The 22,218-nt window shown below is 71.3% G+C and carries 22 protein-coding genes; 13 read left to right on the top strand and 9 right to left on the bottom strand.

Annotation, left to right across the window (positions count from 1 at the left end):
• The first annotated feature begins 27 nt into the window (after positions 1 to 27).
• From AC4OXY_RS22835 to AC4OXY_RS22825, 3 genes are read left to right on the top strand one after another with little or no spacing between them, the layout of a single operon-like run.
• Positions 28 to 1,500: a resuscitation-promoting factor gene (locus AC4OXY_RS22835; protein ID WP_356027085.1), complete on the top strand. Its 1,473-nt coding sequence runs from the start codon at positions 28 to 30 to the stop codon at positions 1,498 to 1,500.
• A 57-nt stretch (positions 1,501 to 1,557) separates the two neighbouring features.
• Positions 1,558 to 2,436: a 16S rRNA (adenine(1518)-N(6)/adenine(1519)-N(6))-dimethyltransferase RsmA gene (gene rsmA / locus AC4OXY_RS22830; protein WP_362821450.1), complete on the top strand. Its 879-nt coding sequence runs from the start codon at positions 1,558 to 1,560 to the stop codon at positions 2,434 to 2,436.
• Entirely contained in the window at positions 2,433 to 3,326 is an 894-nt protein-coding gene (locus AC4OXY_RS22825; protein WP_356027089.1) for a 4-(cytidine 5'-diphospho)-2-C-methyl-D-erythritol kinase, read from the top strand. The genes rsmA and AC4OXY_RS22825 overlap by 4 nt, the downstream gene beginning before the upstream one ends.
• Before the next feature lie 11 nt (positions 3,327 to 3,337).
• Here the strand turns inward: AC4OXY_RS22825 and AC4OXY_RS22820 are convergent, their stop codons facing one another.
• Positions 3,338 to 3,928: a Uma2 family endonuclease gene (locus tag AC4OXY_RS22820; RefSeq protein WP_356027311.1), complete on the bottom strand. Its 591-nt coding sequence runs from the start codon at positions 3,926 to 3,928 to the stop codon at positions 3,338 to 3,340.
• A gap of 157 nt (positions 3,929 to 4,085) precedes the next feature.
• Between AC4OXY_RS22820 and AC4OXY_RS22815 the strand changes: the two genes are divergently transcribed.
• The 4 genes from AC4OXY_RS22815 (at position 4,086) to AC4OXY_RS22800 (ending at position 10,783) form a co-directional block, all read left to right on the top strand.
• The gene (locus AC4OXY_RS22815; RefSeq protein ID WP_376287332.1) at positions 4,086 to 5,894 is read left to right on the top strand and encodes an ABC-F family ATP-binding cassette domain-containing protein; all 1,809 of its coding nucleotides are present in this window, start codon (positions 4,086 to 4,088) and stop codon (positions 5,892 to 5,894) included.
• Between the two features lie 257 nt (positions 5,895 to 6,151).
• Positions 6,152 to 7,978, top strand: coding sequence for an outer membrane protein assembly factor BamB family protein (locus AC4OXY_RS22810; protein WP_491994523.1), 1,827 nt, complete (start codon positions 6,152 to 6,154; stop codon positions 7,976 to 7,978).
• 93 nt (positions 7,979 to 8,071) lie between these two features.
• Complete coding sequence (locus AC4OXY_RS22805) at positions 8,072 to 9,886, top strand: outer membrane protein assembly factor BamB family protein (protein WP_376287328.1); 1,815 nt, start codon at positions 8,072 to 8,074, stop codon at positions 9,884 to 9,886.
• Between the two features lie 213 nt (positions 9,887 to 10,099).
• Positions 10,100 to 10,783 (top strand): helix-turn-helix transcriptional regulator, encoded by a 684-nt coding sequence (locus AC4OXY_RS22800; RefSeq protein WP_376287326.1) that lies wholly within the window; start codon positions 10,100 to 10,102, stop codon positions 10,781 to 10,783.
• 91 nt (positions 10,784 to 10,874) lie between these two features.
• On the opposite strand, the gene AC4OXY_RS22795 is transcribed toward AC4OXY_RS22800, so the two are convergent.
• Together AC4OXY_RS22795 and AC4OXY_RS22790 are read right to left on the bottom strand one after the other, a co-directional pair.
• Positions 10,875 to 11,198 (bottom strand): hypothetical protein, encoded by a 324-nt coding sequence (locus tag AC4OXY_RS22795; RefSeq protein ID WP_362821456.1) that lies wholly within the window; start codon positions 11,196 to 11,198, stop codon positions 10,875 to 10,877.
• Positions 11,199 to 11,219: 21 nt separating this feature from the next.
• Positions 11,220 to 12,911 carry a sodium:solute symporter family protein gene (locus tag AC4OXY_RS22790; protein WP_356027104.1) on the bottom strand — a complete coding sequence of 564 codons (1,692 nt, stop codon included), beginning with the start codon at positions 12,909 to 12,911 and terminating at the stop codon, positions 11,220 to 11,222.
• A gap of 189 nt (positions 12,912 to 13,100) precedes the next feature.
• Here AC4OXY_RS22790 and galT point away from each other — a divergent pair, with 189 nt between their 5' ends.
• The 3 genes from galT to galK are packed head-to-tail and all read left to right on the top strand — an operon-like array spanning position 13,101 to position 16,284.
• On the top strand, positions 13,101 to 14,162 hold the full coding sequence (gene galT, locus AC4OXY_RS22785) for a galactose-1-phosphate uridylyltransferase (RefSeq protein WP_356027107.1): 1,062 nt from the start codon (positions 13,101 to 13,103) through the stop codon (positions 14,160 to 14,162).
• The gene (galE, locus tag AC4OXY_RS22780) at positions 14,159 to 15,121 is read left to right on the top strand and encodes a UDP-glucose 4-epimerase GalE (RefSeq protein WP_356027109.1); all 963 of its coding nucleotides are present in this window, start codon (positions 14,159 to 14,161) and stop codon (positions 15,119 to 15,121) included. Before galT ends, galE begins: the two co-directional genes overlap by 4 nt.
• Positions 15,122 to 15,129: 8 nt before the next feature.
• Complete coding sequence (galK, locus tag AC4OXY_RS22775) at positions 15,130 to 16,284, top strand: galactokinase (RefSeq protein ID WP_362821500.1); 1,155 nt, start codon at positions 15,130 to 15,132, stop codon at positions 16,282 to 16,284.
• 33 nt (positions 16,285 to 16,317) lie between these two features.
• Here the strand turns inward: galK and AC4OXY_RS22770 are convergent, their stop codons facing one another.
• From AC4OXY_RS22770 to AC4OXY_RS22760, 3 genes are read right to left on the bottom strand one after another with little or no spacing between them, the layout of a single operon-like run.
• Positions 16,318 to 16,632, bottom strand: coding sequence for a hypothetical protein (locus tag AC4OXY_RS22770; RefSeq protein WP_356027112.1), 315 nt, complete (start codon positions 16,630 to 16,632; stop codon positions 16,318 to 16,320).
• A complete protein-coding gene (locus AC4OXY_RS22765) occupies positions 16,629 to 16,919 on the bottom strand; it encodes a hypothetical protein (protein WP_356027114.1) in 291 nt (96 codons plus the stop codon). Before AC4OXY_RS22765 ends, AC4OXY_RS22770 begins: the two co-directional genes overlap by 4 nt.
• A 30-nt stretch (positions 16,920 to 16,949) precedes the next feature.
• Positions 16,950 to 17,396, bottom strand: coding sequence for a GNAT family N-acetyltransferase (locus tag AC4OXY_RS22760; RefSeq protein WP_491994522.1), 447 nt, complete (start codon positions 17,394 to 17,396; stop codon positions 16,950 to 16,952).
• Positions 17,397 to 17,713: 317 nt separating this feature from the next.
• Here AC4OXY_RS22760 and AC4OXY_RS22755 point away from each other — a divergent pair, with 317 nt between their 5' ends.
• On the top strand, positions 17,714 to 18,481 hold the full coding sequence (locus tag AC4OXY_RS22755) for a LuxR C-terminal-related transcriptional regulator (RefSeq protein WP_356027120.1): 768 nt from the start codon (positions 17,714 to 17,716) through the stop codon (positions 18,479 to 18,481).
• Here the strand turns inward: AC4OXY_RS22755 and AC4OXY_RS22750 are convergent.
• Positions 18,440 to 18,937, bottom strand: coding sequence for a MarR family winged helix-turn-helix transcriptional regulator (locus AC4OXY_RS22750; protein ID WP_356027122.1), 498 nt, complete (start codon positions 18,935 to 18,937; stop codon positions 18,440 to 18,442). The genes AC4OXY_RS22755 and AC4OXY_RS22750 overlap by 42 nt on opposite strands.
• Positions 18,938 to 19,025: 88 nt before the next feature.
• On the opposite strand from AC4OXY_RS22750, the gene AC4OXY_RS22745 reads away from it, so the two are divergent.
• Positions 19,026 to 19,850: a trans-aconitate 2-methyltransferase gene (locus tag AC4OXY_RS22745; RefSeq protein WP_356027124.1), complete on the top strand. Its 825-nt coding sequence runs from the start codon at positions 19,026 to 19,028 to the stop codon at positions 19,848 to 19,850.
• Between the two features lie 2 nt (positions 19,851 to 19,852).
• Entirely contained in the window at positions 19,853 to 20,236 is a 384-nt protein-coding gene (locus AC4OXY_RS22740; RefSeq protein ID WP_356027126.1) for a VOC family protein, read from the top strand.
• 10 nt (positions 20,237 to 20,246) lie between these two features.
• Here AC4OXY_RS22740 and AC4OXY_RS22735 read toward each other — a convergent pair whose 3' ends face one another.
• On the bottom strand, positions 20,247 to 20,924 hold the full coding sequence (locus AC4OXY_RS22735; RefSeq protein WP_071379360.1) for a TetR/AcrR family transcriptional regulator: 678 nt from the start codon (positions 20,922 to 20,924) through the stop codon (positions 20,247 to 20,249).
• Entirely contained in the window at positions 20,921 to 21,928 is a 1,008-nt protein-coding gene (locus tag AC4OXY_RS22730; protein ID WP_356027129.1) for an acyl-CoA desaturase, read from the bottom strand. Before AC4OXY_RS22730 ends, AC4OXY_RS22735 begins: the two co-directional genes overlap by 4 nt.
• Positions 21,929 to 22,218: the final 290 nt, after the last annotated feature.

Raw genomic sequence — 22,218 nt, 5'->3', positions numbered from 1 at the left:
CCTCTGGCGCCTCTGGAGCGTGTCGGTGTGAGCAAGTCGCAGTACGAGACGTTCGAGCAGTACGAGCCGTACGGCCCTGACGTCTCCGCCCCGCCGTACGGCCCCGGCAGGGTCTCCGCCCTGGTGTACGGCCGCGGCGCGTCCGTGCACCACACGGAGACCCAGTCGTACGGGCCGTACGAGGACACCTACCGGCCCGCCTACGAGGCGCAGGCGTACTACGTCACCGAGCCGGTGCTGCCCCGGCAGGGCGGCGCGGGCTGGGACGCGGGCTGGGACACGGTCGGCGCGCACGCCGGGAGCGCGCTGGAGGAAGAGGCGCACACGACAGAGTGCGACACCGGGACGCCCGCCGGAGCGAGCCGGCGTGCCGCGCGCCGACGCAGGGGGCGCGGCGCCGCGCGCCCGGAGTCCACCGCGCGCCGTCTGCTGCCGCAGGCGTTGGTCGTGGCCTTCCTGGCCGGCGGCACCACCGCGTTCATCGCCAAGGACAAGGCGGTCGAGCTGACCGTCGACGGCAAGCCGCGCACCCTGCACACCTTCGCCGACGACGTGCGCGAGCTGCTGGAGGACCAGGGCGTACGCGTGGGGTCGCACGACATGGTCGCGCCCGCCCCCGACGCGGTGCTCGCCAGCGGCGACGCCATCGCCGTGCGCTACGGGCGCCCCGTCCGGCTCACGCTGGACGGCGAACAGCGCGAGGTGTGGACGACGGCGCACACCGTGGCGGGAGCGCTGGCGGAGCTCGGCGTGCGCGCCGAGGGCGCGTATCTGTCCACCTCGCGCGCCCAGCCCATCGGACGCTCCGGGCTCGCGCTCGACGTGCGCACCGAACGCGCCGTCACGGTCATGGCCGACGGCCGGGCCCGCACCATCCGCACCAACGCGGCCACCGTCGCGCAGGCGGTCGAGGAGGCCGGGGTCACCCTGAACGGCCAGGACACCACCTCCGTCCCGCCCGACAGCTTCCCGCGCGACGGACAGACGATCACCGTGCTGCGGGTCAGCGGCGTCCGGGAGATCCGCGAGGAGGAGCTCCCGTTCGCGACCGAGCGCACCGAGGACCCCACCCTCTTCCAGGGCACCGAGGTCGTCGCCCAGCCCGGCCGGCCCGGACTGCGGCGCGACGTCTACCTGCTGCGCACCGTCAACGGGGTCCAGGAGAAGCCGCGCCGGGTGACCTCCGAGGTGGTCCGCACGCCGCGCCCGCAGATCGTGAAGGTGGGCACGAAGAAACCGCCCGCCTCCGTGGACGGCGCCGACGGCCTGAACTGGCAGGGCCTCGCCGCCTGCGAGTCCGGCGGCCGCCCGGACGCGGTCGACGCCTCGGGGACGTACGGCGGGCTCTACCAGTTCGACACCCACACCTGGCACAGCCTCGGCGGCGACGGCCGCCCCCAGGACGCGTCGGCCGACGAACAGACGTTCCGCGCGAAGAAGCTGTACACGCGGCGGGGGACGACACCCTGGCCGCACTGCGGGGCGAAGCTGCACGGCTAGGCGGCTTCGTTCCGATCGGCGGGCGGACCAGGGGTCACCGCCCCGTACCCTTGTCCCGTGAGCAGCCCCACCCCCGACGCCCTCCTCGGCCCCGCCGACATCCGTGAGCTGGCGGCCGCGCTCGGTGTCCGTCCCACCAAGCAGCGCGGCCAGAACTTCGTGATCGACGCCAACACGGTCCGCCGCATCGTCCGCACCGCCGAGGTCCGCCCCGACGACGTGGTCGTCGAGGTCGGCCCGGGGCTCGGCTCCCTCACGCTCGCGCTGCTGGAGGCCGCCGACCGGGTCACCGCCGTCGAGATCGACGACGTCCTGGCCGGCGCGCTGCCCGCGACCGTCACCGCGCGCATGCCGGCGCGCGCCGACCGGTTCGCGCTGGTCCACTCCGACGCGATGCACGTCACCGACCTGCCCGGCCCGGCCCCGACGGCCCTGGTGGCGAACCTGCCCTACAACGTCGCCGTCCCCGTGCTGCTGCACATGCTGGCCACGTTCCCGACCATCGAGCGCACCCTCGTGATGGTGCAGTCCGAGGTCGCCGACCGGCTCGCCGCCGCGCCCGGCTCCAAGGTGTACGGCGTGCCGTCCGTGAAGGCCAACTGGTACGCCGAGGTGAAGCGCGCCGGGGCCATCGGCCGCAACGTCTTCTGGCCCGCGCCGAACGTCGACAGCGGCCTGGTCTCGCTGGTCCGGCGGACCGAGCCGATCAAGACCACGGCCACCAGGGAAGAGGTCTTCGCGGTCGTCGACGCCGCCTTCGCGCAGCGCCGCAAGACCCTGCGCGCGGCGCTCGCCGGCTGGGCCGGGTCCGCCGCTGCCGCCGAGGCCGCCCTGGTCGCGGCCGGGGTCTCGCCGCAGGCGCGCGGGGAGGCGCTGACGGTGGAGGAGTTCGCGCGGATCGCCGAGCACAAGCAGCAGGGGGAGAGCGGCACGTGAGCGTCACGGTACGGGTCCCGGCCAAGGTCAACGTCCAGCTCGCGGTCGGCGCCGCGCGCCCCGACGGGTTCCACGACCTGGCCAACGTCTTCCTCGCCGTCGGCCTCTACGACGAGGTGACGGTGACCCCCGCGGACGAGCTCCGCGTCACCTGCGAGGGCCCGGACGCCGCCGAGGTCCCCCTGGACCGCACCAACCTCGCCGCGCGCGCCGCGATCGCGCTGGCCGCGCGCCGGGGCATCGAACCGAACGTCCACATCCACATCGCCAAGGACATCCCGGTCGCCGGCGGCATGGCGGGCGGCAGTGCGGACGGCGCGGGCGCGCTGCTCGCCTGCAACACGTTGTGGGGCACGGGTGCGTCGCGGGCCGAACTCCTCGCCGTGTGCGCCGAGTTGGGCAGTGACGTGCCCTTCAGTCTGGTGGGGGGCACGGCTCTGGGGGTCGGGCGCGGCGAGCAGCTGACGGCCCTGGAGACCGGCGGCACCTTCCACTGGGTGTTCGCGATGGCCGAGCGGGGGCTGTCGACCCCGGCGGTCTTCCGCGAGTTCGACCGGCTGGCGGAGGGGCGGGAGATCCCGGAGCCGGTGGCTTCGGCGGAGCTGCTGGAGGCGCTGGCGAAGGGGGACGTGGAGGCGCTGGCGGCGGCCGTGTCCAATGACCTTCAGCCTGCAGCGCTGTCCCTGTTCCCGGAGTTGGCGGACACGCTGGAGGCGGGGCGGGGGGCGGGTGCGCTTACCGCGCTGGTCTCGGGTTCCGGGCCTACGACGGCGTTCCTCGCGCGTGATGCGGAGTCGGCGGAGAAGGTGGCCGCGGCCCTGCGGTCGTCGGGGACGTGCAGGGCCGTGCGGATGGCGGAGGGGCCGGTGGCGGGGGCGACGGTGGTCTGAGGGACGTCCCCTCAGAGCTCGTCGATCGCCGTCAGGTCGATGTCGATGGGGTATGGCTTGTCGACCTTGACGCGGTCCCGGTAGGTGCCGGTCGACCGATACGTCCCTGTGTCCGCCGAGAGTTCGAAGACCTCGACAACGGGGTGGTCGTGCGGCTCGGTCATCTCGACCAGCCAGTAGTACCGGATACCTGCCGCCGCGTACTTGTGCGTCTTGGTCAGCCGATCCCGGGCCTCGGACTCCGGAGAGATGACTTCTACGGCGAGCACCACGTCCTTTCCTTCGAAGTACGTCTGGTCCAGTCCCTTCCTCGCGGCAGCCTTGATCACGGAGATGTCGGGCTCGGGGCCGTTGCGGCGATCCAGTACCACCGTCATCTCACGCGCGACCTTCAGGTCAGACGGCACGGTCTGGCGCAGGCCGCTCACCAGCAGGTCGATCGTGGCGAAGTGGAAGTAGCGCTGCGGGCTCACAAGGACCAGGCTCCCGTCGATCAATTCTGTGTGCGGCGGGAGATCCGGCAAGGTGAGCAGGTCGTCAATGGTGTAGCCGTCCAGCGGGGGCATTCGCCATTCCGGCTGCTCAGCACGCTGGGCTGTCATGGTTCCTCCCACGGACGGGATCCTGCTGCCTGCCCTCCACGGTAGCGGCCCGTTGCCGATCACGTCATCACAAAGAGTGACTACCCCCTCGCGCTCCGCCCCCGCCCCCCGAGGCCCTACGCTAGAAGGCTGACCGACCCCCGCGCACAGGAGTGAAATGGCCGTCAACCTGGTCAATGTCGAGAACGTCAGCAAGGTGTACGGCACCCGTGCCCTGCTGGACGGCGTCTCACTCGGCGTGTCGGAGGGTGACCGGATCGGCGTGGTGGGTCGCAACGGCGACGGCAAGACCACCCTCATCCGGATGCTCGCCAAGCTGGAGGAGGCCGACACCGGACGCGTCACGCACTCCGGCGGGCTGCGGCTCGGCGTGCTCACCCAGCACGACTCCCTCGACCCCGCCGCCACCGTCCGGCACGAGGTCATCGGCGACATGGCGGACCACGAGTGGGCCGGAAACGCCAAGGTCAGAGACGTACTGACCGGGCTGTTCGGCGGGCTCGACCTGCCCGGCTTCCCGAAGGGGCTCGACACCGTCATCGGACCGCTGTCCGGTGGCGAGCGGCGCCGGATCGCGCTCGCCAAGCTGCTCATCGAGGAACAGGACCTGCTCGTCCTCGACGAGCCCACCAACCACCTCGACGTCGAGGGCATCGCCTGGCTCGCCCGGCACCTGCAGAACCGGCGGTCCGCGCTGGTCTGCGTGACGCACGACCGGTGGTTCCTGGACCAGGTCTGCACCCGCATGTGGGACGTGCAGCGCGGCGACGTGTACGAGTACGAGGGCGGCTACTCCGACTACGTCTTCGCCCGCGCCGAGCGCGAGCGCATCGCCGCCACCGAGGAGACCAAGCGGCAGAACCTGGTGCGCAAGGAGCTGGCCTGGCTGCGCCGCGGCGCCCCCGCCCGTACGTCCAAGCCGCGCTTCCGGGTCGAGGCCGCCAACGAGCTGATCGCGGACGTGCCGCCGCCCCGGGACAGCTCGGAGCTGATGAAGTTCGCCTCCTCGCGGCTCGGCAAGACGGTCTTCGACCTTGAGGACATCACCGTGCAGGCCGGGCCGAAGGTGCTGCTCAAGCACGTCACCTGGCAGCTCGGCCCGGGCGACCGGATCGGCCTCGTCGGCGTGAACGGCGCCGGCAAGACCTCGCTGCTGCGCGCCATGGCCGAAGCGGCCCGCACCGAGGGCGAGGAGCAGCCGGCGGCGGGCCGTATCGCGGTCGGCAGGACGGTCAAGCTCGCCTACCTCTCCCAGGAGGTCGCCGAACTCGACCCCACCTGGCGGGTCCTGGAGGCCGTGCAGCGGGTACGCGAGCGCGTGGACCTCGGCAAGGGGCGCGAGATGACCGCCGGGCAGCTCTGCGAGACGTTCGGCTTCAACAAGGAGAAGCAGTGGACGCCGGTCGGCGACCTCTCCGGTGGTGAGCGGCGCCGGCTCCAGCTCCTGCGCCTCCTGATGGACGAGCCCAACGTCCTCTTCCTGGACGAGCCCACCAACGACCTCGACATCGAGACCCTCACCCAGCTGGAGGACGTCCTCGACGGCTGGCCCGGCTCGATGATCGTCATCTCCCACGACCGGTTCTTCGTCGAGCGCACCACGGACCGGGTGTTCGCCCTCCTCGGCGACGGCGCCCTGCGGATGCTGCCGCGCGGCATCGACGAGTACCTGGAGCGGCGCCGGCGCATGGAGGAGGCGGTCGCCGCGCAGCCCTCCGCCGCGGCTCCCAAGCCGGCCACGCAGGAGAAGACCGCCGCCGACCAGCGCGCCGCCAAGAAGGAACTCCAGAAGATCGAGCGCCAGTTGGACAAGATCTCCGAGAAGGAGTCCACGCTGCACGCGCGGATCGCCGAGAACGCCACCGACTTCGCGAAGGTCGCCGACCTGGACGCCCAGCTGCGCGACCTCGCCTCGGAGCGTGAGGAACTGGAGATGCGCTGGCTGGAGTTGGCCGAGGACGCGTAGCGCGGTCCCTCCCTCCACGACGTGAACCAGCCACCGCGCCCCCTCCTCGCGTGCACCGCGTGAAGGGGGCGTGAAGGCGCGTAACGGCGGCATCACGGGCCGGTTCTCCCTTGGGAACAGCGACGGATCCGGGCCCGTGCGCCGTCAGGGGCGGGTGATAGAAAGGGCCGTCTGAGAACTGTCTGAGTAACGACCCAGGGTCCGTCAAGATCCTCAGGGCGTGGCTAAAAATCAGTGAACGAGGGGGAAGAGCGCTGATGACCCAGCCGCCCAACCAGCCGCCGCAGGGCGGTTTCGGAGCGCCGCAGGACCAGCCGCCGGGCGGCGGATTCGGAGCCCCGCAAACGCCGCCGGCCCAGGGCGGTTTCGGACCTCCGAGCGCCCCGCAGACCCCTCCGGCCGCACCGCAGGGCACCCCTCCGCCGCCGGCCCAGCCGCCCGCGGCCCCGCCGCAGCCCCCGGCCGGACCCCAGCCCGGTTACGGCTACCCCCAGCAGCCCGGCCCGTACGGCGCCCCGGCCGCGCCCGGCGCCCAGAACCCGTACAACTCCCCGACGCCGCCCGGCACTCCGGGCCCCTACGGCTACCCGCAGCAGCCGCAGCAGCCCGGTTTCGGGTACCCGCAGCAGCAGCCGTACCCGGGCGCGCCCGCCGGCGTGCCGGGTGCCGGGGGCGGCAGGCGGAAGACGGCGCTGATCGTCGGTGCCGTGGTGGCCGCGCTGGCCGTCATCGGCGGCACCGTGTACGCGGTCACCAGCGGCGGCGACGGCAAGAAGAAGCCCGTCGCCCAGCAGAGCGACGACCCCAAGAACGCCTCCGGCTCGCCGAGCCCCTCCAGCAGCGGCGGCGGCGACGACCCGGAGAACCTCAACTCGGGCCGCCAGGCCGGCGAGGCGAAGGTGCTCTGGTACCAGTCGGCCCCGGACGTGCCCGGTTCCGGCGCCGACGCCCCCGGCATGTGGATCACCGACAAGGTGGCGGTGAAGGCGGCGTACAAGCAGGTCTTCGCCTACGGCATCGGCGACGGCAAGCCCGCCTGGGCCCCGATCGGCTTCCCGCAGAAGATCTGCGCGGTCACCCCGCAGAAGTCGGCCGACGACAAGGTCGTCGTGGCGTACATGAGCGGTGTCAGCGACAACGCCAAGTGCAACCAGCTCCAGCAGATCGACCTCACGACCGGCCAGAAGGGCTGGAGCGGCGAGGTCGCCGACGGCGGGCTGTTCGACAGCGCGCTCAACGTCGAGCTGACCGTGAGCGGCAGGACGCTGATGGTCGCCCGGTCGGAGTCGGGCACGGCGTACGACATCGACAGCGGCAAGAAGCTGTACGACGAGAAGAAGTACGGCTCGGCCTGTTTCCCGGCCGCGTACGCGGGAAGCGCGAGCCGGCTGATCCAGGTGGCCTCGTGCGGCGCCGGCACGTCCGGCGAGCACGACGAGATCCAGGAGCTCGACCCGGCCACGGGCAAGGTCAAGTGGACCCAGGCGGTGAAGAAGGGCTGGCAGGTCAGCCGGATGTTCTCCGTCGACCCGCTGGTGGTCTACCTGACCAACCAGGACAAGAAGGCGTGGAACATCTCCACCTTCACCAAGGAGGGCAGGTTCCGCTCCGAGGTGAAGGTCGACGAGAAGTTCGCCCCGCGCTGCGGCTGGCAGATCCTCGAACGCGACCTCCAGGGCTGCCAGGGCGTCGTCGCGGACGCCGACACGCTGTACCTGCCGACGGACACCACCAGCAGCGCCAACGAGATCGTCGCGGTCAGCCTCGCCGACGGCAAGGCGAGGTGGCGGGCCAAGTCCCCGGCGGGCGAGCCGATGTACCCGATGAAGGAGGACGGCGGCAAGCTCGTCGCGTACGTGCAGCCGTCGTACGACGCGGGCGGCCAGGTGGTCTCGATCCCGCTCGGCGGCTCCTCGCACCCGACCTCCAAGCTGCTCCAGAACCCCTCGGGCACGGCCCGGATCGAGGACACCTTCTACGACGGCGTCATCGACTGGTCCGGCGGGCGGTTCTTCATCTCGTCCGGCCGGCTGTCCGGCAATGACAAGACGAAGGAGAAGCTGATCATGGCCTTCGGCAACTGAGCCGCGGCCTGCGTCGCCTTCCCCGTCCGTCCACGTCCCCGTCCCTGTGCCGTCAGGCCGTCCGCCGGCCCCGCCTCACCGAGGTACCACGTCATGACCCAGCCGCCCCCTCCGCCGCCGAACCAGCCCCCGCAGCAGCCCGGCTTCGGCCCCCCGGCCCCGCCGCCGGGCGCGCCGCAGGACCAGCCGCCGGCCGCCCCGCCGGCGCCCCCCGCGCCGCCGGCCCAGCAGCCGCAGCCCGGTTACGGCTACCCGCAACAGCCCCAGCCCGGTTACGGCTACCCGCAGCAGGCGCCGGCCCCGCAGCCGCCGCAGCCCGGCTACGGCTACCCGGGCGGGCAGCCGGCGGCCGCCCCCTACGGCGCTCCCGGAGCGCAGAACCCGTACGCGCAGCCCACACAGCCGATGCAGGGCGCGCAGCCGGGCTACGGCTATCCGGGCCAGCCGCAGACCGTGCCGATGCAGCCGGCGCCGGCCGGTGGCGGCCGGAACAACACCGCCCTGTTCATCGTCGTCGCGGCGGTCGTCGCCATCGCGCTGATCGTCGGCGGCGGAATCTGGTACGCCGGTTCCTCCGGCGGCGACGGCAAGAAGAGCGACACCGCCTCCTCCAGCGGCGGCAAGAACGGCGCCGGCGGCACCGGCGGCACCGGCGGTTCTGGGGGCAGGGAGAAGGTGCCCGCGAACCCCGCCGCCGGCGTGCTGTTCCAGGTCCCGATGCCCACGACGGACAACCTGGTCAGCACCCCGGGCTCGTGGCTGACCGACAAGGTGTACGCGAAGAGCGGCATCGCCGAGGTCGTCGGCTACGATCCGGCCACGGGCGCCAAGCGGTGGACGATCAAGCTGCCCGGCCCGGTCTGCCAGGCCAGCGAGCACATCGGCGCGGACAACCGGACGGCGATCGCCTACCAGCCGAAGATGCCCGGCAAGAACTCCTTCGCGGGCTGCACCCAGATCGCCGCGATCGACCTCGACACGGGCAAGAAGCTGTGGACGAAGTCGGTCAACTCCGGTGACTCTCCGATCAGTTTCGAGAATGTGACGGTCGCTCAGCACACCGTCGCGGTCGGCAGCACCAGCGGCGGCGCCGCGCTCGACCTGGACTCCGGCACGGTGCTGTGGCAGCCCAAGGCGGACGACACCTGTTACGACGCGGGCTACGGCGGCGGCGCCAAGCTGGTCGCGGTGCGCAAGTGCGGCGATTTCGGCAACCAGCAGGTGCACATCCAGAACATCGACCCGCGGTCGGGCAAGGTGATCGCCGACTACACGATGGACTCGGGCATCGACTACGCGTCCGTCGTCTCCACCGACCCGCTGGTGGTGGCGGCCCAGGCCGGGTCCGACAGCAAGTCCCTGGAGTACTTCTCCGTCGACGACAAGACCGGCAAGCTGCTCGCCCACATCTCCGCGCCGAACGACACCTACGGCGGCCACTGCGAGACCACGACCGTCGAGAGCTGCAAGGAGATCGTCGTCGGTGGCGGCAGGCTGTACCTGCCGACCGCGGAACACGACGGCAACGGCGAGTTCGGCAGCACCAACGAGATCGTCTCCTTCGACCTGAACACCGGAAAGCCGACCGGCCAGCGCGTCGAGGCCGGGGACGGCTACACGCTCTCCCCGCTGCGCATGGACGGCTCGAACCTGCTCGCCTACAAGCGGCCGCCGTACAACAAGGGCGGCCAGATCGTCAGCATCGACGGCGTCGGCTCCAAGGCCACCGAGCTGCTGGAGAACCCCGCCGCCCAGGACGTGCGGAACGCGGAGACCAGCATGCTGCCGGACTCCGCGGAGATCCTCTTCGGCGACGGCCGGCTGTTCATGTCGGCGGTGTTCGCCAACAAGCCGTACGCGGGGGCCGGCAAGCAGTATCTGGTGACGGCGTTCGGCACCAAGGGCTGAGCCTCGCGCGCCTTCGCCCGAATGGGTGACATACCAAGAAGTGCCCCGGATTTCATCGATCCGGGGCACTTCTCATCAAGAGGGGCAGCAATACGTCGAACAAGCGTGTAGCTTCCGGGGGCATGAAGGGCGAGGTGCCGGGGGGCCCTCTGTCCTTGCGGACCGGTGGACGTCCATAGTGGGGCGTCCACGGGGGGACTGGGGGGTGGCTCTATGGGAGTACGGCTCATGGTCGTCGACGACCATCGCCTGCTCGCGGAGGCGCTGGCGTCGGCGCTCAAGCTGCGCGGGCACCGGGTGCTCGCCGCCGCGGCACCGGCCGCGGGCGCGGCGGACCTGGTGATCGCACGGGCGCCCGAGGTGTGCCTGCTGGGTACGGCGGCACCGGCCGAACCGGGCGTCTTCGACCCGGTGGTGAAGATCAAGCGGGAGCGGCCGCAGGTGGCGGTGGTGGTGCTCGGCCCGGTGCCGTCGCCGCGCGGCATCGCGGCGGCGTTCGCGTCGGGGGCTTCGGGGTACGTCCGGCACGACGAGCGGATCGAGGGCGTCGAGCGGGCCATCATGAAGGCCCGGGCGGGGGAGGCCGCGGTGGCTCCGCAGCTGCTCCAGGGCGCGTTCGGGGAACTGCTCAACCCTGCGGCCCAGCCCGACGACGAGGCACAGCGGCTGCTGGAGATGCTCACGCCGCGGGAGGTGGAGGTCCTGGTCCGGGTGGCCGACGGCGAGGACACCCGCCTGATCGCGGCCGGCATGGGCATCGCCCCGAGCACCGCGCGCACGCATGTGCAGCGGGTGCTGATGAAACTGGGGGTGGGGTCGAGGCTGGAGGCGGCGGCACTGGCCGCGAGGACGGGGTTGCTGGACAGGGCGGGGCCTTTGAACTCCGGCCCGGAGTAAGCGCCCCGAAGGGGCGCGGGGCTGTGTCGATCTGCGGCTTCGCCGCGTGGGCGCGACCAGCCTCCGCGCACCCGCAGTCGGGAACGGAGCCTTACTCCCCCTGCGTCTCCTGCGGCGAAACCGCCGGAGGTGTCGGTCGCAACTTCAGCCACACCAGGAAGAACGCTCCCAGCAGCAGCATGCCGATCCCGGTCCAGAGGTTGATGTTGACGCCCTGGGCCTTGTCGATGGCCGACTGCGAGTCGGTGATGCCGGTGATCGTGACGATGACGCCGTACAGCACGAACAGGCCGCCGATGATGCGGCGCAGGTCGAAGATGCGGGCCGCCGTCGCGGACTTGCTCTCCAGCTCGGTGACCTCCCGCTGGACGTCCTCCTCGCTGTAGTGGAAGCCGTCGTGCGCGTTGTCGCTCATGATTTCCTCGGTCCTTCCGCGTCAGAACGAGAACGGGATGTAGCAGGCGGCGGCCAGGACGACCGCGCCCCAGCCCAGCAGGGCCGGCTTGCGGTACCAGGCGTCGTCGCCGGCGGCGGGCGCCTCGGCCATGCCGGGGGAGCGGGTGCCGTAGACCAGGCCCTGGAGTTCCTCCGCCGGCTTCGGCTTCGTAAAGAAGGACACCGCGATCATCACGACCGCGCCGGCGACGAACCCCGCGATGGCGGAGACGAAGTTGGCGCCCTGGTCGGAGGGGAGCGAGATGATGCCCTTCTTGTAGAGCACGAAGTAGTTGACCATCGCGGTCACGGTGCCCGCGAGCAGGCCCCAGAAGCCGGACTTGGCCGAGGCGCGCTTCCAGAACATGCCGACGATGAAGACGACGAACATCGGCACGTTGAAGAAGGAGAACAGCGTCTGGAGGTAGCTCATGATGTTAGAGAACGAGGACGCCAGGAACGCCGTGCCGACCGAGGCGGCCACGCCGATGGCGGTGATCAGGCGGCCGAAGCGGACGTAGTAGGCGTCCTCGCGGCCGCGCACCACGTACTTGGCCCAGATGTCGTTCGTGAACACGGTGTTGAACGACGACACGTTGGCCGCCATGCCGGCCATGAAGGCGGCGAGCAGACCGGTGACCGCGATGCCGAGCACGCCGTTGGGCAGCAGCTCCTGCATCAGGTAGGGGATGGCGTCGTTGTACTGGTAGCCGGAGGCGGCGGTGCCGAAGTGCGGGACGACCGCGGCGGCGACCAGGCCCGGGATCATCACCAGGAAGACGATGAAGATCTTCGGGTAGGCGGCGATCAGCGGGGTGCGCTGACCGGCGGAGAGGTTCTTCGCGGACAGGGCGCGCTGCACCTCGGCGAAGTTCGTCGTCCAGTAGCCGAAGGAGAGGACGAAGCCGAGGCCGAGGACGATGGTCAGCCAGTTCGCGCCGAGCGGGTTGACGCTGCCGATGCCGGTCCCGCCCCAGGCGGTGGTGAAGTTGTGCCCGTGGGACTCGGTGAGCTTGTGGGTCAGACCGCCCCAGCCGCCGACCTTCTTCAGGCCGAGGACGGTGATCGGGATGAGGGCGGCCAGGATCACGAAGAACTGGAGCACCTCGTTGTAGATCGCCGAGGAGAGGCCGCCGAGGGTGATGTACGCGAGGACGAACGCGCCGGCGACGACGATCGCGACCCACTGCGGCCAGCCCAGCAGCGCCTCGACGACGATCGCGAGGGCGTAGAGGTTGACGCCCGCGATCAGGATCGCGGCGAGCGCGAACAGGATGGAACTGAGCAGGTGGGCGGCCCGGTCGAAGCGCAGCAGCAGGAACTCGGGGACCGAGCGGACCTTGCTGCCGTAGTAGAAGGGCATCATCACCAGGCCCAGGAAGACCATGGCCGGGATGGCCCCGATCCAGTACCAGTGCACGGTGTAGGCGCCGTACTGGGCGCTGTTCGCGGCCATGCCCAGGATCTCGGTGGCCGCCAGGTTCGCCGAGATGAAGGCGAGGCCGGTGATCCAGGCGGGCAGCGAGCGTCCCGAGAGGAAGAAGTCGAGGCTGGTCTTCACCGAGCGGCGGGCCGCGAAGCCGATGCCGAGCACGACGACGAAGTAGATCGCCAGGATCGTGTAGTCCAGCCAGTTGACGGGGAGCTGTAGCCCCGCCGCCAGATTCGTCGGTCCGTATGTGGGGGTTTGCATGAGTACTCGCTTCGTTGCGCGAACTGATCCTCAGCGGAACCTACGCCTCCGCGTTTAGTAATTGAACACTTCTGTTGGTGTTCTTTGTTTGATTGTGATGATCCTGGGGGTGGTGAGTTGTGGTCTGTTATGTTTGATTGTGTTGAGTGATTGGGTGCGGGATGCAGTGGGACGCAGAGGAGTCCGGCGTTGAAGAAGACCTCGACACGGCTGGCCGACGGTCGTGAGCTGATCTATTACGATCTCCGGGACGACACCGTCCGTGACGCCGTCGACCGCCGTCCCCTGGACCGTACGGTCACCACGTCCGAGATCCGCCGGGACGCGCTGCTCGGCGACGCGGTGGCGATCGCCTCGCACCGCCAGGGCCGTACGTACCACCCGCCGGCCGACGAGTGCCCGCTGTGCCCGACGCGGGGCGAGCGGCTCAGCGAGATCCCGGACGCGTCGTACGACGTCGTCGTCTTCGAGAACCGCTTCCCGTCGCTGGCCGGTGACTCCGGCCGCTGCGAGGTCGTCTGCTTCACCTCCGACCACGACGCCTCCTTCGCCGGCCTCACCGAGGAGCAGGCCCGCCTGGTGCTGGACGCCTGGACGGACCGCACCTCGGAGCTGTCCCACCTGCCCGCCGTCGAGCAGGTCTTCTGCTTCGAGAACCGGGGCGAGGAGATCGGCGTGACCCTCGGCCACCCGCACGGGCAGATCTACGCCTACCCCTTCACCACCCCGCGCACCGCGCTGATGCTCCGCTCGCTCGCCGCCCACAAGGAGGCGACCGGCGGGGAGAACCTGTTCGACGCGGTCGTCGAGCGGGAGCTCGCCGGTGAGCGGGTCGTCCTGGAGAGTGAACACTGGGTGGCCTTCGTGCCGTACGCGGCGCACTGGCCGTACGAGGTGCACCTGTACCCCAAGCGTCGCGTACCCGACCTGCTCGCGCTCGACGAGGCGGCACGCACAGAGTTCCCCCAGGTCTATCTGGAACTCTTGAGGCGCTTCGACCGGATCTTCGGCGAAGGTGAGCCTCCGACGCCGTACATCGCGGCCTGGCACCAGGCCCCGTTCGGCGCACTGGAGGAGTTCGACGGTGTCACGCGCGACGACTTCGCGCTCCACCTAGAGCTTTTCACCGTCCGCCGCACTTCCGGCAAGCTGAAGTTTCTCGCGGGTTCCGAGTCCGGCATGAGCGTGTTCATCAACGACGTGCCGCCGGAGCGCGCGGCCGAACGACTGCGAGAGGTAGCGAGTTCATGAAGTACCTGGTGACGGGCGGGGCGGGTTATGTCGGCAGCGTGGTCGCCCAGCACCTGCTGGAGGCCGGCCACGAGGTGACGGTCCTCGACAACCTCTCGACCGGGTTCCGCGCGGGCGTCCCGGCCGGGGCCGCCTTCATCGAGGGCGACATCCGTGACGCCGCCAAGTGGCTCGACCCCTCCTACGACGGCGTCCTCCACTTCGCCGCGTTCTCGCAGGTCGGCGAGTCGGTGGTGAAGCCGGAGAAGTACTGGGACAACAACGTCGCCGGCTCCCTCGCCCTGCTCGGCGCGATGCGCGAGGCGGGCGTGCGCAGGCTCGTCTTCTCCTCCACGGCGGCCACGTACGGCGAGCCGGAGCAGGTCCCGATCCTGGAGAGCGCCCCGACGAAGCCGACCAGCGCCTACGGCGCCACCAAGCTCGCCGTCGACCACATGATCACCAGCGAGGCGACCGCCCACGGCCTGGCCGCGGTGTCGCTGCGCTACTTCAACGTCGCGGGCGCGTACGGCGCCTTCGGCGAGCGGCACGACCCCGAGTCGCACCTGATCCCGCTGGTCCTCCAGGTCGCCCAGGGCCGCCGCGAGGCGATCTCGGTCTACGGCGACGACTACCCGACCGAGGACGGCACCTGCGTCCGTGACTACATCCACGTGGCGGACCTGGCCGAGGCCCACCTGCTGGCGGTCGCGGCGGCCCGTCCGGGCGAGCACCTGATCTGCAACCTCGGCAACGGCAACGGCTTCTCGGTCCGCCAGGTCATCGAGACCGTCCGCCGGGTCACCGGCCACCCCGTTCCCGAGGTCGCGGCCCCGCGCCGCGGCGGCGACCCGGCGGTCCTGGTCGCCTCGGCGCGGACGGCCCGCGAGAAACTGGGCTGGAACCCGTCCCGCGCGGACCTCGCGGGAATCGTCGCGGACGCCTGGGAGTTCGCGCAGCACATCGCTAAGGAGCACTAGTGGCACCAGTGGGGGCACAGCAGGTCGCGGCCCGCTTCGCCGAGCTGTACGGCGCCGGGCCGCAGGGGGTGTGGGCGGCGCCGGGCCGGGTCAACCTGATCGGCGAGCACACCGACTACAACGACGGCTTCGTCATGCCGTTCGCGCTGCCGCACCGGGCGACCGCGGCGGTCTCGCGCCGGGACGACGGCGTCCTGCGCCTGCACTCGGCGGACATCGGGGGCGACGCGGTGGAGCTGCGCCTGGACGCCCTCGCCCCCGGGAGCGACGCGAACTGGACGGCGTACCCGGCGGGTGTGGTCTGGGCGCTGCGCGAGGCGGGCCACGGGATCACGGGCGCGGACGTCCACCTGTCCTCGACGGTCCCGACGGGCGCGGGCCTGTCCTCCTCGGCGGCGCTGGAGGTGGTGATCGCCCTGGCCCTGAACGACCTCTACGGCCTGGGCCTCAAGCGCTGGCAGCTGGCCCGCCTGTGCCAGCGCGCCGAGAACGTCTACGTCGGCGCGCCGACCGGCATCATGGACCAGACGGCCTCGGCCTGCTGCGAGGCGGGCCACGCGCTCTTCCTCGACACCCGCGACCTGTCCCAGCAGCAGATCCCCTTCGACCTCGCGGCCGAGGGGCTGCGCCTGCTGGTGGTCGACACCCAGGTCAAGCACGCGCACAGCGGCGGCGAGTACGGCAAGCGCCGGGCCGGCTGCGAGAAGGGCGCGGCCCTGCTCGGCGTCGACGCCCTGCGGGACATCCCGTACGCGGACCTGGACGCGGCGCTGGAGCGGCTGGGCGACGAGGAGGAGGTGCGCCGTCTGGTCCGCCACGTGGTGACGGAGGACCAGCGGGTCGAGCGGGTCGTCGGCCTGCTCCGTGCCGGTGAGACCCGCGCGATCGGCCCCGTCCTCACCGAGGGCCACGCCTCGCTGCGCGACGACTTCCGCATCTCCTGCCCGGAGCTGGACCTGGTCGTCGACACGGCTCTCGCGGCCGGCGCCCTGGGCGCCCGTATGACGGGCGGCGGGTTCGGCGGCTCGGCCATCGTCCTGGCCGACGCCACCGAGGTGGACACCCTGACCAAGGCGATCGAAGAGGCTTTCGCCAACGCCGGCTTCACGCCCCCCCGGGCCTTCGAGGCGGTGCCGTCGGCGGGGGCGGGACGGGTGGTCTGAGTTCCGCGACCCCGGGATGCGACGGCGCCGGTGTCACGAGCCGGCGTCGCCGCCCGCGAAGCGGACCGGTGAAACGAGGGCGATACGGATCAGTCCGGGCTCGGGTGGCGGGGCGTCGTAGACGTAGGTGACCGTGAGCGCCGGGCGGGTGTCCGTGGCCTCGATGCGTGTCGTGTACAGCTTCATGTCGCCGACCGCGCTGCGGGCCTGTCGGCCGAGGGCCGGGCTCTTCTCCAGTTCGGCGCGGAGGGTCTCCACGGCTTCGAGGGCCCCGTGGCCGATGGCCCGACAGCGCGCGAGGGCCTCGTGCGTGATCTCGGCGACGGCAGGCTGCTGGTTCTCGGTCAACGGCCGGACCCTCGGGTGGCCCGGATCTCGGCGACGGCCGCGGCCACGGCGGAATCGAAACCGGGATCCTGGCGGGCGGCGATCCGGCCCCGGAACTCCTCCACCAGACGGACGACGCCGCTGAGATCGGCCGGGTCGGCGTGGTTGATCTCGCGCGCCAGCTCGGCCTCGAAGTCGTCGGCGTCGCCGGGGAAGCCGTAGCCCAGAGTGAGGGCCGCACGGAGTTCACCGATGGTGCGCATGGCAGGGAGACGGGACGAGCCGGGGGCTGCCGGGTCTGCGGTCATGACGGTCGGGCTCCCTTCATGGTGAGGGTTTCACCGTACCGGTAGCCGCTTCGTCAGCGTGTACTCCGTGATCCCCGGCGGATAGTCCGGGATCACGCAGACCACCTCGTAGCCCTGTTTCTGGTAGAAGCGGGGGGCCTGGAAGTCCCAGGTCTCCAGGCGGGACGCCGTGCAGGACCGGGTGGTGGCGATGTGCTCGGCCCGCGACAGGAGGCGGGAGCCGAGCCCCGCGCCGCGGTGGACCCCGTCGACCCACAGGTAGGTGACGTGCAGCCAGGTCGCCCAGGTGTGGCCGACCAGGCCGCCGGCCAGGCCGCCGGTCTCGTCCAACGCCCAGACGTGGAGGGGGACTTCGCGCGCGCCCGGGGTACCGCGCAGCGCGGCCAGCACCGGGGACGCCGCCGTGTTGGTGTCCCGCAGCCGGGAGTGGAGCAGATCGCGTCGGGCTTTGTCGACTTCCGCCTCAATACGAAACATGCGGCACACGATAAACGCGCCGGACGGCCAGTTCTGTAAATCTGCTTCCGCTGCGTGCTCGCATCCGTACTCTGAGGAGCAGCACCGGTGGGGGCCGGTGCTGATCAGGGGGCGAGACATGCGGGTACGGCGCCCGCGGTGGGGGTAGCAGTCTCCGCGACGGCGGCGGCCGTGCGGGGTGTCCTTTCCGCGGGTGTCGTGCTCCGTGAGTGTCGTGCCCGACGTGGGCCGGCGTTCGCCGGACTTCGGCCGGTCGGCCGGGTTTTCCAAACCTTGGGTATCCCCTGCTCCGCGCGGAGCCTGGGGAAGGGGGTTTCGTGGTTCGCATCCGAGTCCTGGTCGTGGACGACCACCGCATCTTCGCCGAGTCGCTCGCCGCCGCCCTGGCCGCCGAGCCCGACGTCGAGGTCTCCGCCGCCGGCAGCGGTCCCGCCGCGCTGCGCTGCCTGGAGCGGGCGGCGAACGACGGGCGCCGCTTCGACGTCCTGCTGGTCGACGCCGACCTCGGCGGCAACGTGCCCGGCAGCCGCCCGGCCGTGCCCGTGCAGGAGGGCAACGCGGAGGGGCTCGTCGACGGGATCTCGCTCGTGACCGGGGTCCGGGCCGCTCAGCCGGCGGTGCGCATCGTCGTGCTGGCCGAGAAGGACGATCCCCGGCGGGCGGCGCTCGCGCTCCAGGCCGGGGCCTCGGGCTGGGTCGCCAAGGACTGCTCGCTGTCCCGGCTGCTCACGGTGATCCGGGGCGTGCTGCGCGACGAGACCCATCTGCCGCCCGCCCTGCTCACCGGCGTCCTGCGCGAACTCACCGCCGCCCGCCGGCACCGTACCGAGAGCGAGCGGCTCGTCGAGTCCCTCACCCCGCGCGAGCGGGAGGTGCTGCGCTGCATGGTCGCCGGGCTGGGCCGCAAGGCCGTCGCCGAGCGGCTGTTCCTCTCCCCGCACACCGTGCGCACCCACATGCAGAACGTCCTCGGCAAGCTCGGGGTCCACTCCACGCTGGCCGCCGTGGCGCTCGCCCGGCGCGCGGGCGTCGGCCCGGCCGACCTAACCGGGGATGTTGTCGAACGGGGCGGTCAACTGGCGTAGCAGCCCGGCCAGTTCGGCGCGCTGGGCGCGGGACAGCTCGGCGAGGATCGCCCGCTCCTGCTCCAGCAGGCCCGCGAGCGCCTGGTCGGCGCGGTCCCGGCCGGTCCCGGTCAGCCGGACCAGCACACCCCGCCGGTCGCTCGGATCGGGCAGCCGCTCCACCAGGCCCTTCTGGGCCAGCCGGTCGATCCGGTTGGTCATGGTGCCCGAGGTGACCAGGGTCTGCGTCAGCAGCTGCCCGGGCGAGAGCTGATACGGCGATCCCGCGCGGCGCAGCGCGGTCAGCACGTCGAACTCCCAGGGCTCCAGCTGGTGCTCGGAAAAGGCGAGCCGACGCGCGCGGTCCAGGTGCCGGGCCAGTCTGCTCACCCGGCTGAGCACTTCCAGCGGCTCCACGTCGAGGTCCGGGCGCTCCCGGCGCCACGCTGCGACCAGCCGATCGACCTCGTCCTCCATGCGATCAGTGTAGTGGTTCTGTCGACATGAAGTCTCTTGATCTCAAGTCTCTTGACATCAAGATAATGGGGAGGGGAGAGTGGTGGGCATGACGAACCCCACCTGGGACCCCGGTCAGTACCTGCGCCACGCCGGCCATCGGGCCCGCCCCTTCGCAGACCTCCTCGCCCGCGTCCCCGCCCTCCCCACGCAGCCGCCCGCCGGGCACCCGCGCATCGCCGACCTCGGCTGCGGCCCCGGCAACGTCACCGTCCGGCTCACCGAGCGCTGGCCGGGCGCGCACGTCACCGGGTACGACAACTCGCCCGAGATGCTCGATGCCGCCCACACGGGCCACGCGGGCCCCACGGCCCAGGGAGGCCTGCTGGACTTCGCCGCCGCCGACGCGCGCACCTGGACGCCCGCGGAGCCGTGCGACCTGATCGTCTCCAACGCCACGCTCCAGTGGGTGCCGGGCCACGCCGACCGGTTCGCCGACTGGATCGGCGCCCTGAAGCCCGGCGGCACCTTCGCCTTCCAGGTGCCCGACAACATCGACGCCCCGCTGCACGCCCTGATGCGCGACCTCGCCGCCACGCCCCGCTGGAAGACGCGCCTCGGCGACGTCCTGCGCCGCACCGACTCCGTGCACACCCCCGGCGCCTACCTCGACCGGCTCGCCCGCCTCGGCTGCGCCACCGACGTGTGGCAGACGACGTACCACCACGTCCTGCACGGCGAGGACGCCGTCCTGGACTGGGTGAAGGGCACCGGACTGCGGCCCGCGCTGACCGCGCTCGCCGACGACCCCGAAGCACGCGACGCGTTCCTCACCGAGTACCGGGACCTGCTGCGCGAGGCCTACCCGAGCGCGCCGTACGGCACGGTCATGCCGTTCCGCCGGCTGTTCGCCGTCGCCGTGAAGGAGGCCTGAGCATGCTCGTCGCGGTCGATCACGTGCAGCTCGCGGCCCCGCCCGGGTCGGAGGACGCGCTGCGGGCGTACTACGTCGGCGTCCTCGGCATGACGGAGATCCCCAAACCGCCGGTGCTGGCGGCACGCGGGGGCTGCTGGTTCGAGGCGGGCTACGTCCAGCTGCACATCGGCATAGAGGAAGCCCCCGCCGGAGGCGGAGCATGTCACTGGCGGGCGGCGAAGAAGGCGCACCCGGGGCTCAGGGTCACGCGGATCGAGGAGTACGCGGCCCGCCTCGAATCGCTCGGCGCCCCGGTGACCTGGGACGACAACCTCCCCGGCCATCTGCGCTTCTACTCGCAGGACCCGGTGGGCAACCGGCTGGAGTTCCTCCAGCCCCGGTGACCGCCCAGGACTACGCCTTGCGGTGCCCTATCAGCCGCGGCTTCTGCTCCAGTCCGTCCAGCCCGTGCCACGCCAGGTTCACCAGATGGGCCGCGACCTCCGCCTTCTTCGGGCGGCGCACGTCCAGCCACCACTGGCCGGTCAGCGCGACCATGCCGACCAGCGCCTGGGCGTAGAGGGGAGCGAGCTTGGGGTCGAAGCCCCGGCTCTTGAACTCGCGGCCCAGGATGTCCTCCACCTGGGTGGCGATGTCCGAGATCAACGAGGCGAAGGAGCCCGTCGACTGCGGGATGGGGGAGTCGCGGACCAGGATGCGGAAGCCGTCCGTGTACTCCTCGATGTAGTCCAGCAGGGCGAAGGCGGCCTGCTCGCACAGTTCGCGCGGGTGCCCGGCGGTCAGCGAGCCGGTCACCATGTCCAGCAGGCGGCGCATCTCGCGGTCCACCACCACCGCGTACAGCCCCTCCTTGCCGCCGAAGTGCTCGTACACCACCGGCTTGGACACCCCGGCCTTCGCCGCGATCTCCTCCACCGACGTGCCCTCGAAGCCCTTCGCCGCGAAGAGGGTGCGACCGATCTCCAGCAGCTGCTGGCGGCGCTCGGCGCCGGTCATACGGGTCCGGCGGGTCCGCCGCGGTTTGTCGGTGCTGGAAGTGCTGCTGGAGTCGGTCGCCACGGCCTCCATCATGCCGCCTCGGCGCTCACCTTCCGGCGCCGGGAGCCGTCATCACCGGTGTTACGGCGCGAATCGATACGTGAGCGTGACGGCCAGCGCACGTCGTACGCCCAGCCGAGCAGCTCGAAGATCCGGATGAAGCGGGCCGAGGAGTCGACCTGGCCGCGCATCACCCCGTGCCGCGCCGACGTCGGGTCGGCGTGGTGCAGGTTGTGCCAGGACTCCCCGCAGGACAGCACCGCCAGCCACCACACGTTGCCCGAACGGTCCCGCGACCTGAACGGCCGCTTGCCCACCGCGTGGCAGATCGAGTTGATCGACCAGGTCACATGGTGGAGCAGCGCCACCCGGACGAGTGAACCCCAGAAGAACCCGGTGAACGCGCCCCACCAGGACATCGTCGCCAGACCGCCGACCAGTGGGGGCAGCGCCAGCGACACCGCCGTCCACATCACGAACTGCCGGGAGATCGCCCGGATCGCCGGGTCCTTGACCAGGTCCGGCGCGTACTTGTCCTGCGGGGTCTGCTCCTCGTCGAACATCCAGCCGATGTGGGCCCACCACAGGCCCTTCATCAGCGCCGGCACGGTCTCCCCGAACCGCCACGGCGAGTGCGGGTCGCCCTCGGCGTCGGAGAACTTGTGATGCCGGCGGTGATCGGCCACCCAGCGCACCAGGGGGCCCTCGACGGCCAGCGACCCCATGATCGCCAGCGCGATCCTGAGCGGCCGCCTCGCCTTGAACGAACCATGCGTGAAGTACCGGTGGAAACCGATCGTGATGCCGTGGCACCCCAGGAAGTAGAAGAAGACCAGCAGGCCCAGGTCGAGCCAGCTCACCCCCCAGCCCCAGGCCAGCGGCACGGCCGCCACCAGTGCCAGGAACGGCACGATGATGAACAGGAGCAGCGTGATCTGCTCGATCGAACGCTTCTGCTCGCCGCCCAGCGTGGCGGAGGGGGCGGAGGTGTCGGTGGCCTTACGGGCTTCGTCGATCACATCGGAACTGGAGGTCATGCGCGTCCCCTGGCGGGTCGAGGGTCGGGGCGGACACCGGGCGGCCGGAACCGGACGGGAGTCGACGATATTCCCTACGGTTCCGTAACCTACGGCGTCGTAAGTATGGCAGCGTGTCACACAGCGGCAAGAGCCCCACAGCCTGCGCCTCCGTATGGACACCTATCCTTGGTCTCGGTCGGACAGCGCGGTCCGCTGAAGTTTCCTTCCCGGACGCTCCGGCCCGTATGCGGCTCCCCGCCGCGTGGCAGACCGCCGGGTTCCCTCCAGACGTTCCACACTGCAAGGAG

It is taken from the genome of Streptomyces sp. HUAS MG56 (genome assembly GCF_058673395.1).
This window is presented reverse-complemented; position numbering and strand designations above follow the sequence as displayed.

What these genes read in the sequence shown, in the direction of transcription:
- AC4OXY_RS22815 (WP_376287332.1), top strand. Translation starts at nt 4,086, where the DNA reads ATGGCCGTCAACCTGGTCAATGTCGAGAACGTCAGCAAGGTGTACGGC.
- galE (WP_356027109.1), top strand. Translation starts at nt 14,159, where the DNA reads ATGAAGTACCTGGTGACGGGCGGGGCGGGTTATGTCGGCAGCGTGGTC.
- AC4OXY_RS22795 (WP_362821456.1), bottom strand. Translation starts at nt 11,198, where the DNA reads ATGAGCGACAACGCGCACGACGGCTTCCACTACAGCGAGGAGGACGTC.
- AC4OXY_RS22805 (WP_376287328.1), top strand. Translation starts at nt 8,072, where the DNA reads ATGACCCAGCCGCCCCCTCCGCCGCCGAACCAGCCCCCGCAGCAGCCC.
- AC4OXY_RS22765 (WP_356027114.1), bottom strand. Translation starts at nt 16,919, where the DNA reads ATGACCGCAGACCCGGCAGCCCCCGGCTCGTCCCGTCTCCCTGCCATG.
- AC4OXY_RS22810 (WP_491994523.1), top strand. Translation starts at nt 6,152, where the DNA reads ATGACCCAGCCGCCCAACCAGCCGCCGCAGGGCGGTTTCGGAGCGCCG.
- AC4OXY_RS22820 (WP_356027311.1), bottom strand. Translation starts at nt 3,928, where the DNA reads ATGACAGCCCAGCGTGCTGAGCAGCCGGAATGGCGAATGCCCCCGCTG.
- AC4OXY_RS22750 (WP_356027122.1), bottom strand. Translation starts at nt 18,937, where the DNA reads ATGGAGGACGAGGTCGATCGGCTGGTCGCAGCGTGGCGCCGGGAGCGC.
- AC4OXY_RS22760 (WP_491994522.1), bottom strand. Translation starts at nt 17,396, where the DNA reads ATGTTTCGTATTGAGGCGGAAGTCGACAAAGCCCGACGCGATCTGCTC.
- AC4OXY_RS22740 (WP_356027126.1), top strand. Translation starts at nt 19,853, where the DNA reads ATGCTCGTCGCGGTCGATCACGTGCAGCTCGCGGCCCCGCCCGGGTCG.
- AC4OXY_RS22735 (WP_071379360.1), bottom strand. Translation starts at nt 20,924, where the DNA reads ATGATGGAGGCCGTGGCGACCGACTCCAGCAGCACTTCCAGCACCGAC.
- AC4OXY_RS22745 (WP_356027124.1), top strand. Translation starts at nt 19,026, where the DNA reads ATGACGAACCCCACCTGGGACCCCGGTCAGTACCTGCGCCACGCCGGC.
- AC4OXY_RS22790 (WP_356027104.1), bottom strand. Translation starts at nt 12,911, where the DNA reads ATGCAAACCCCCACATACGGACCGACGAATCTGGCGGCGGGGCTACAG.
- AC4OXY_RS22730 (WP_356027129.1), bottom strand. Translation starts at nt 21,928, where the DNA reads ATGACCTCCAGTTCCGATGTGATCGACGAAGCCCGTAAGGCCACCGAC.
- AC4OXY_RS22800 (WP_376287326.1), top strand. Translation starts at nt 10,100, where the DNA reads ATGGGAGTACGGCTCATGGTCGTCGACGACCATCGCCTGCTCGCGGAG.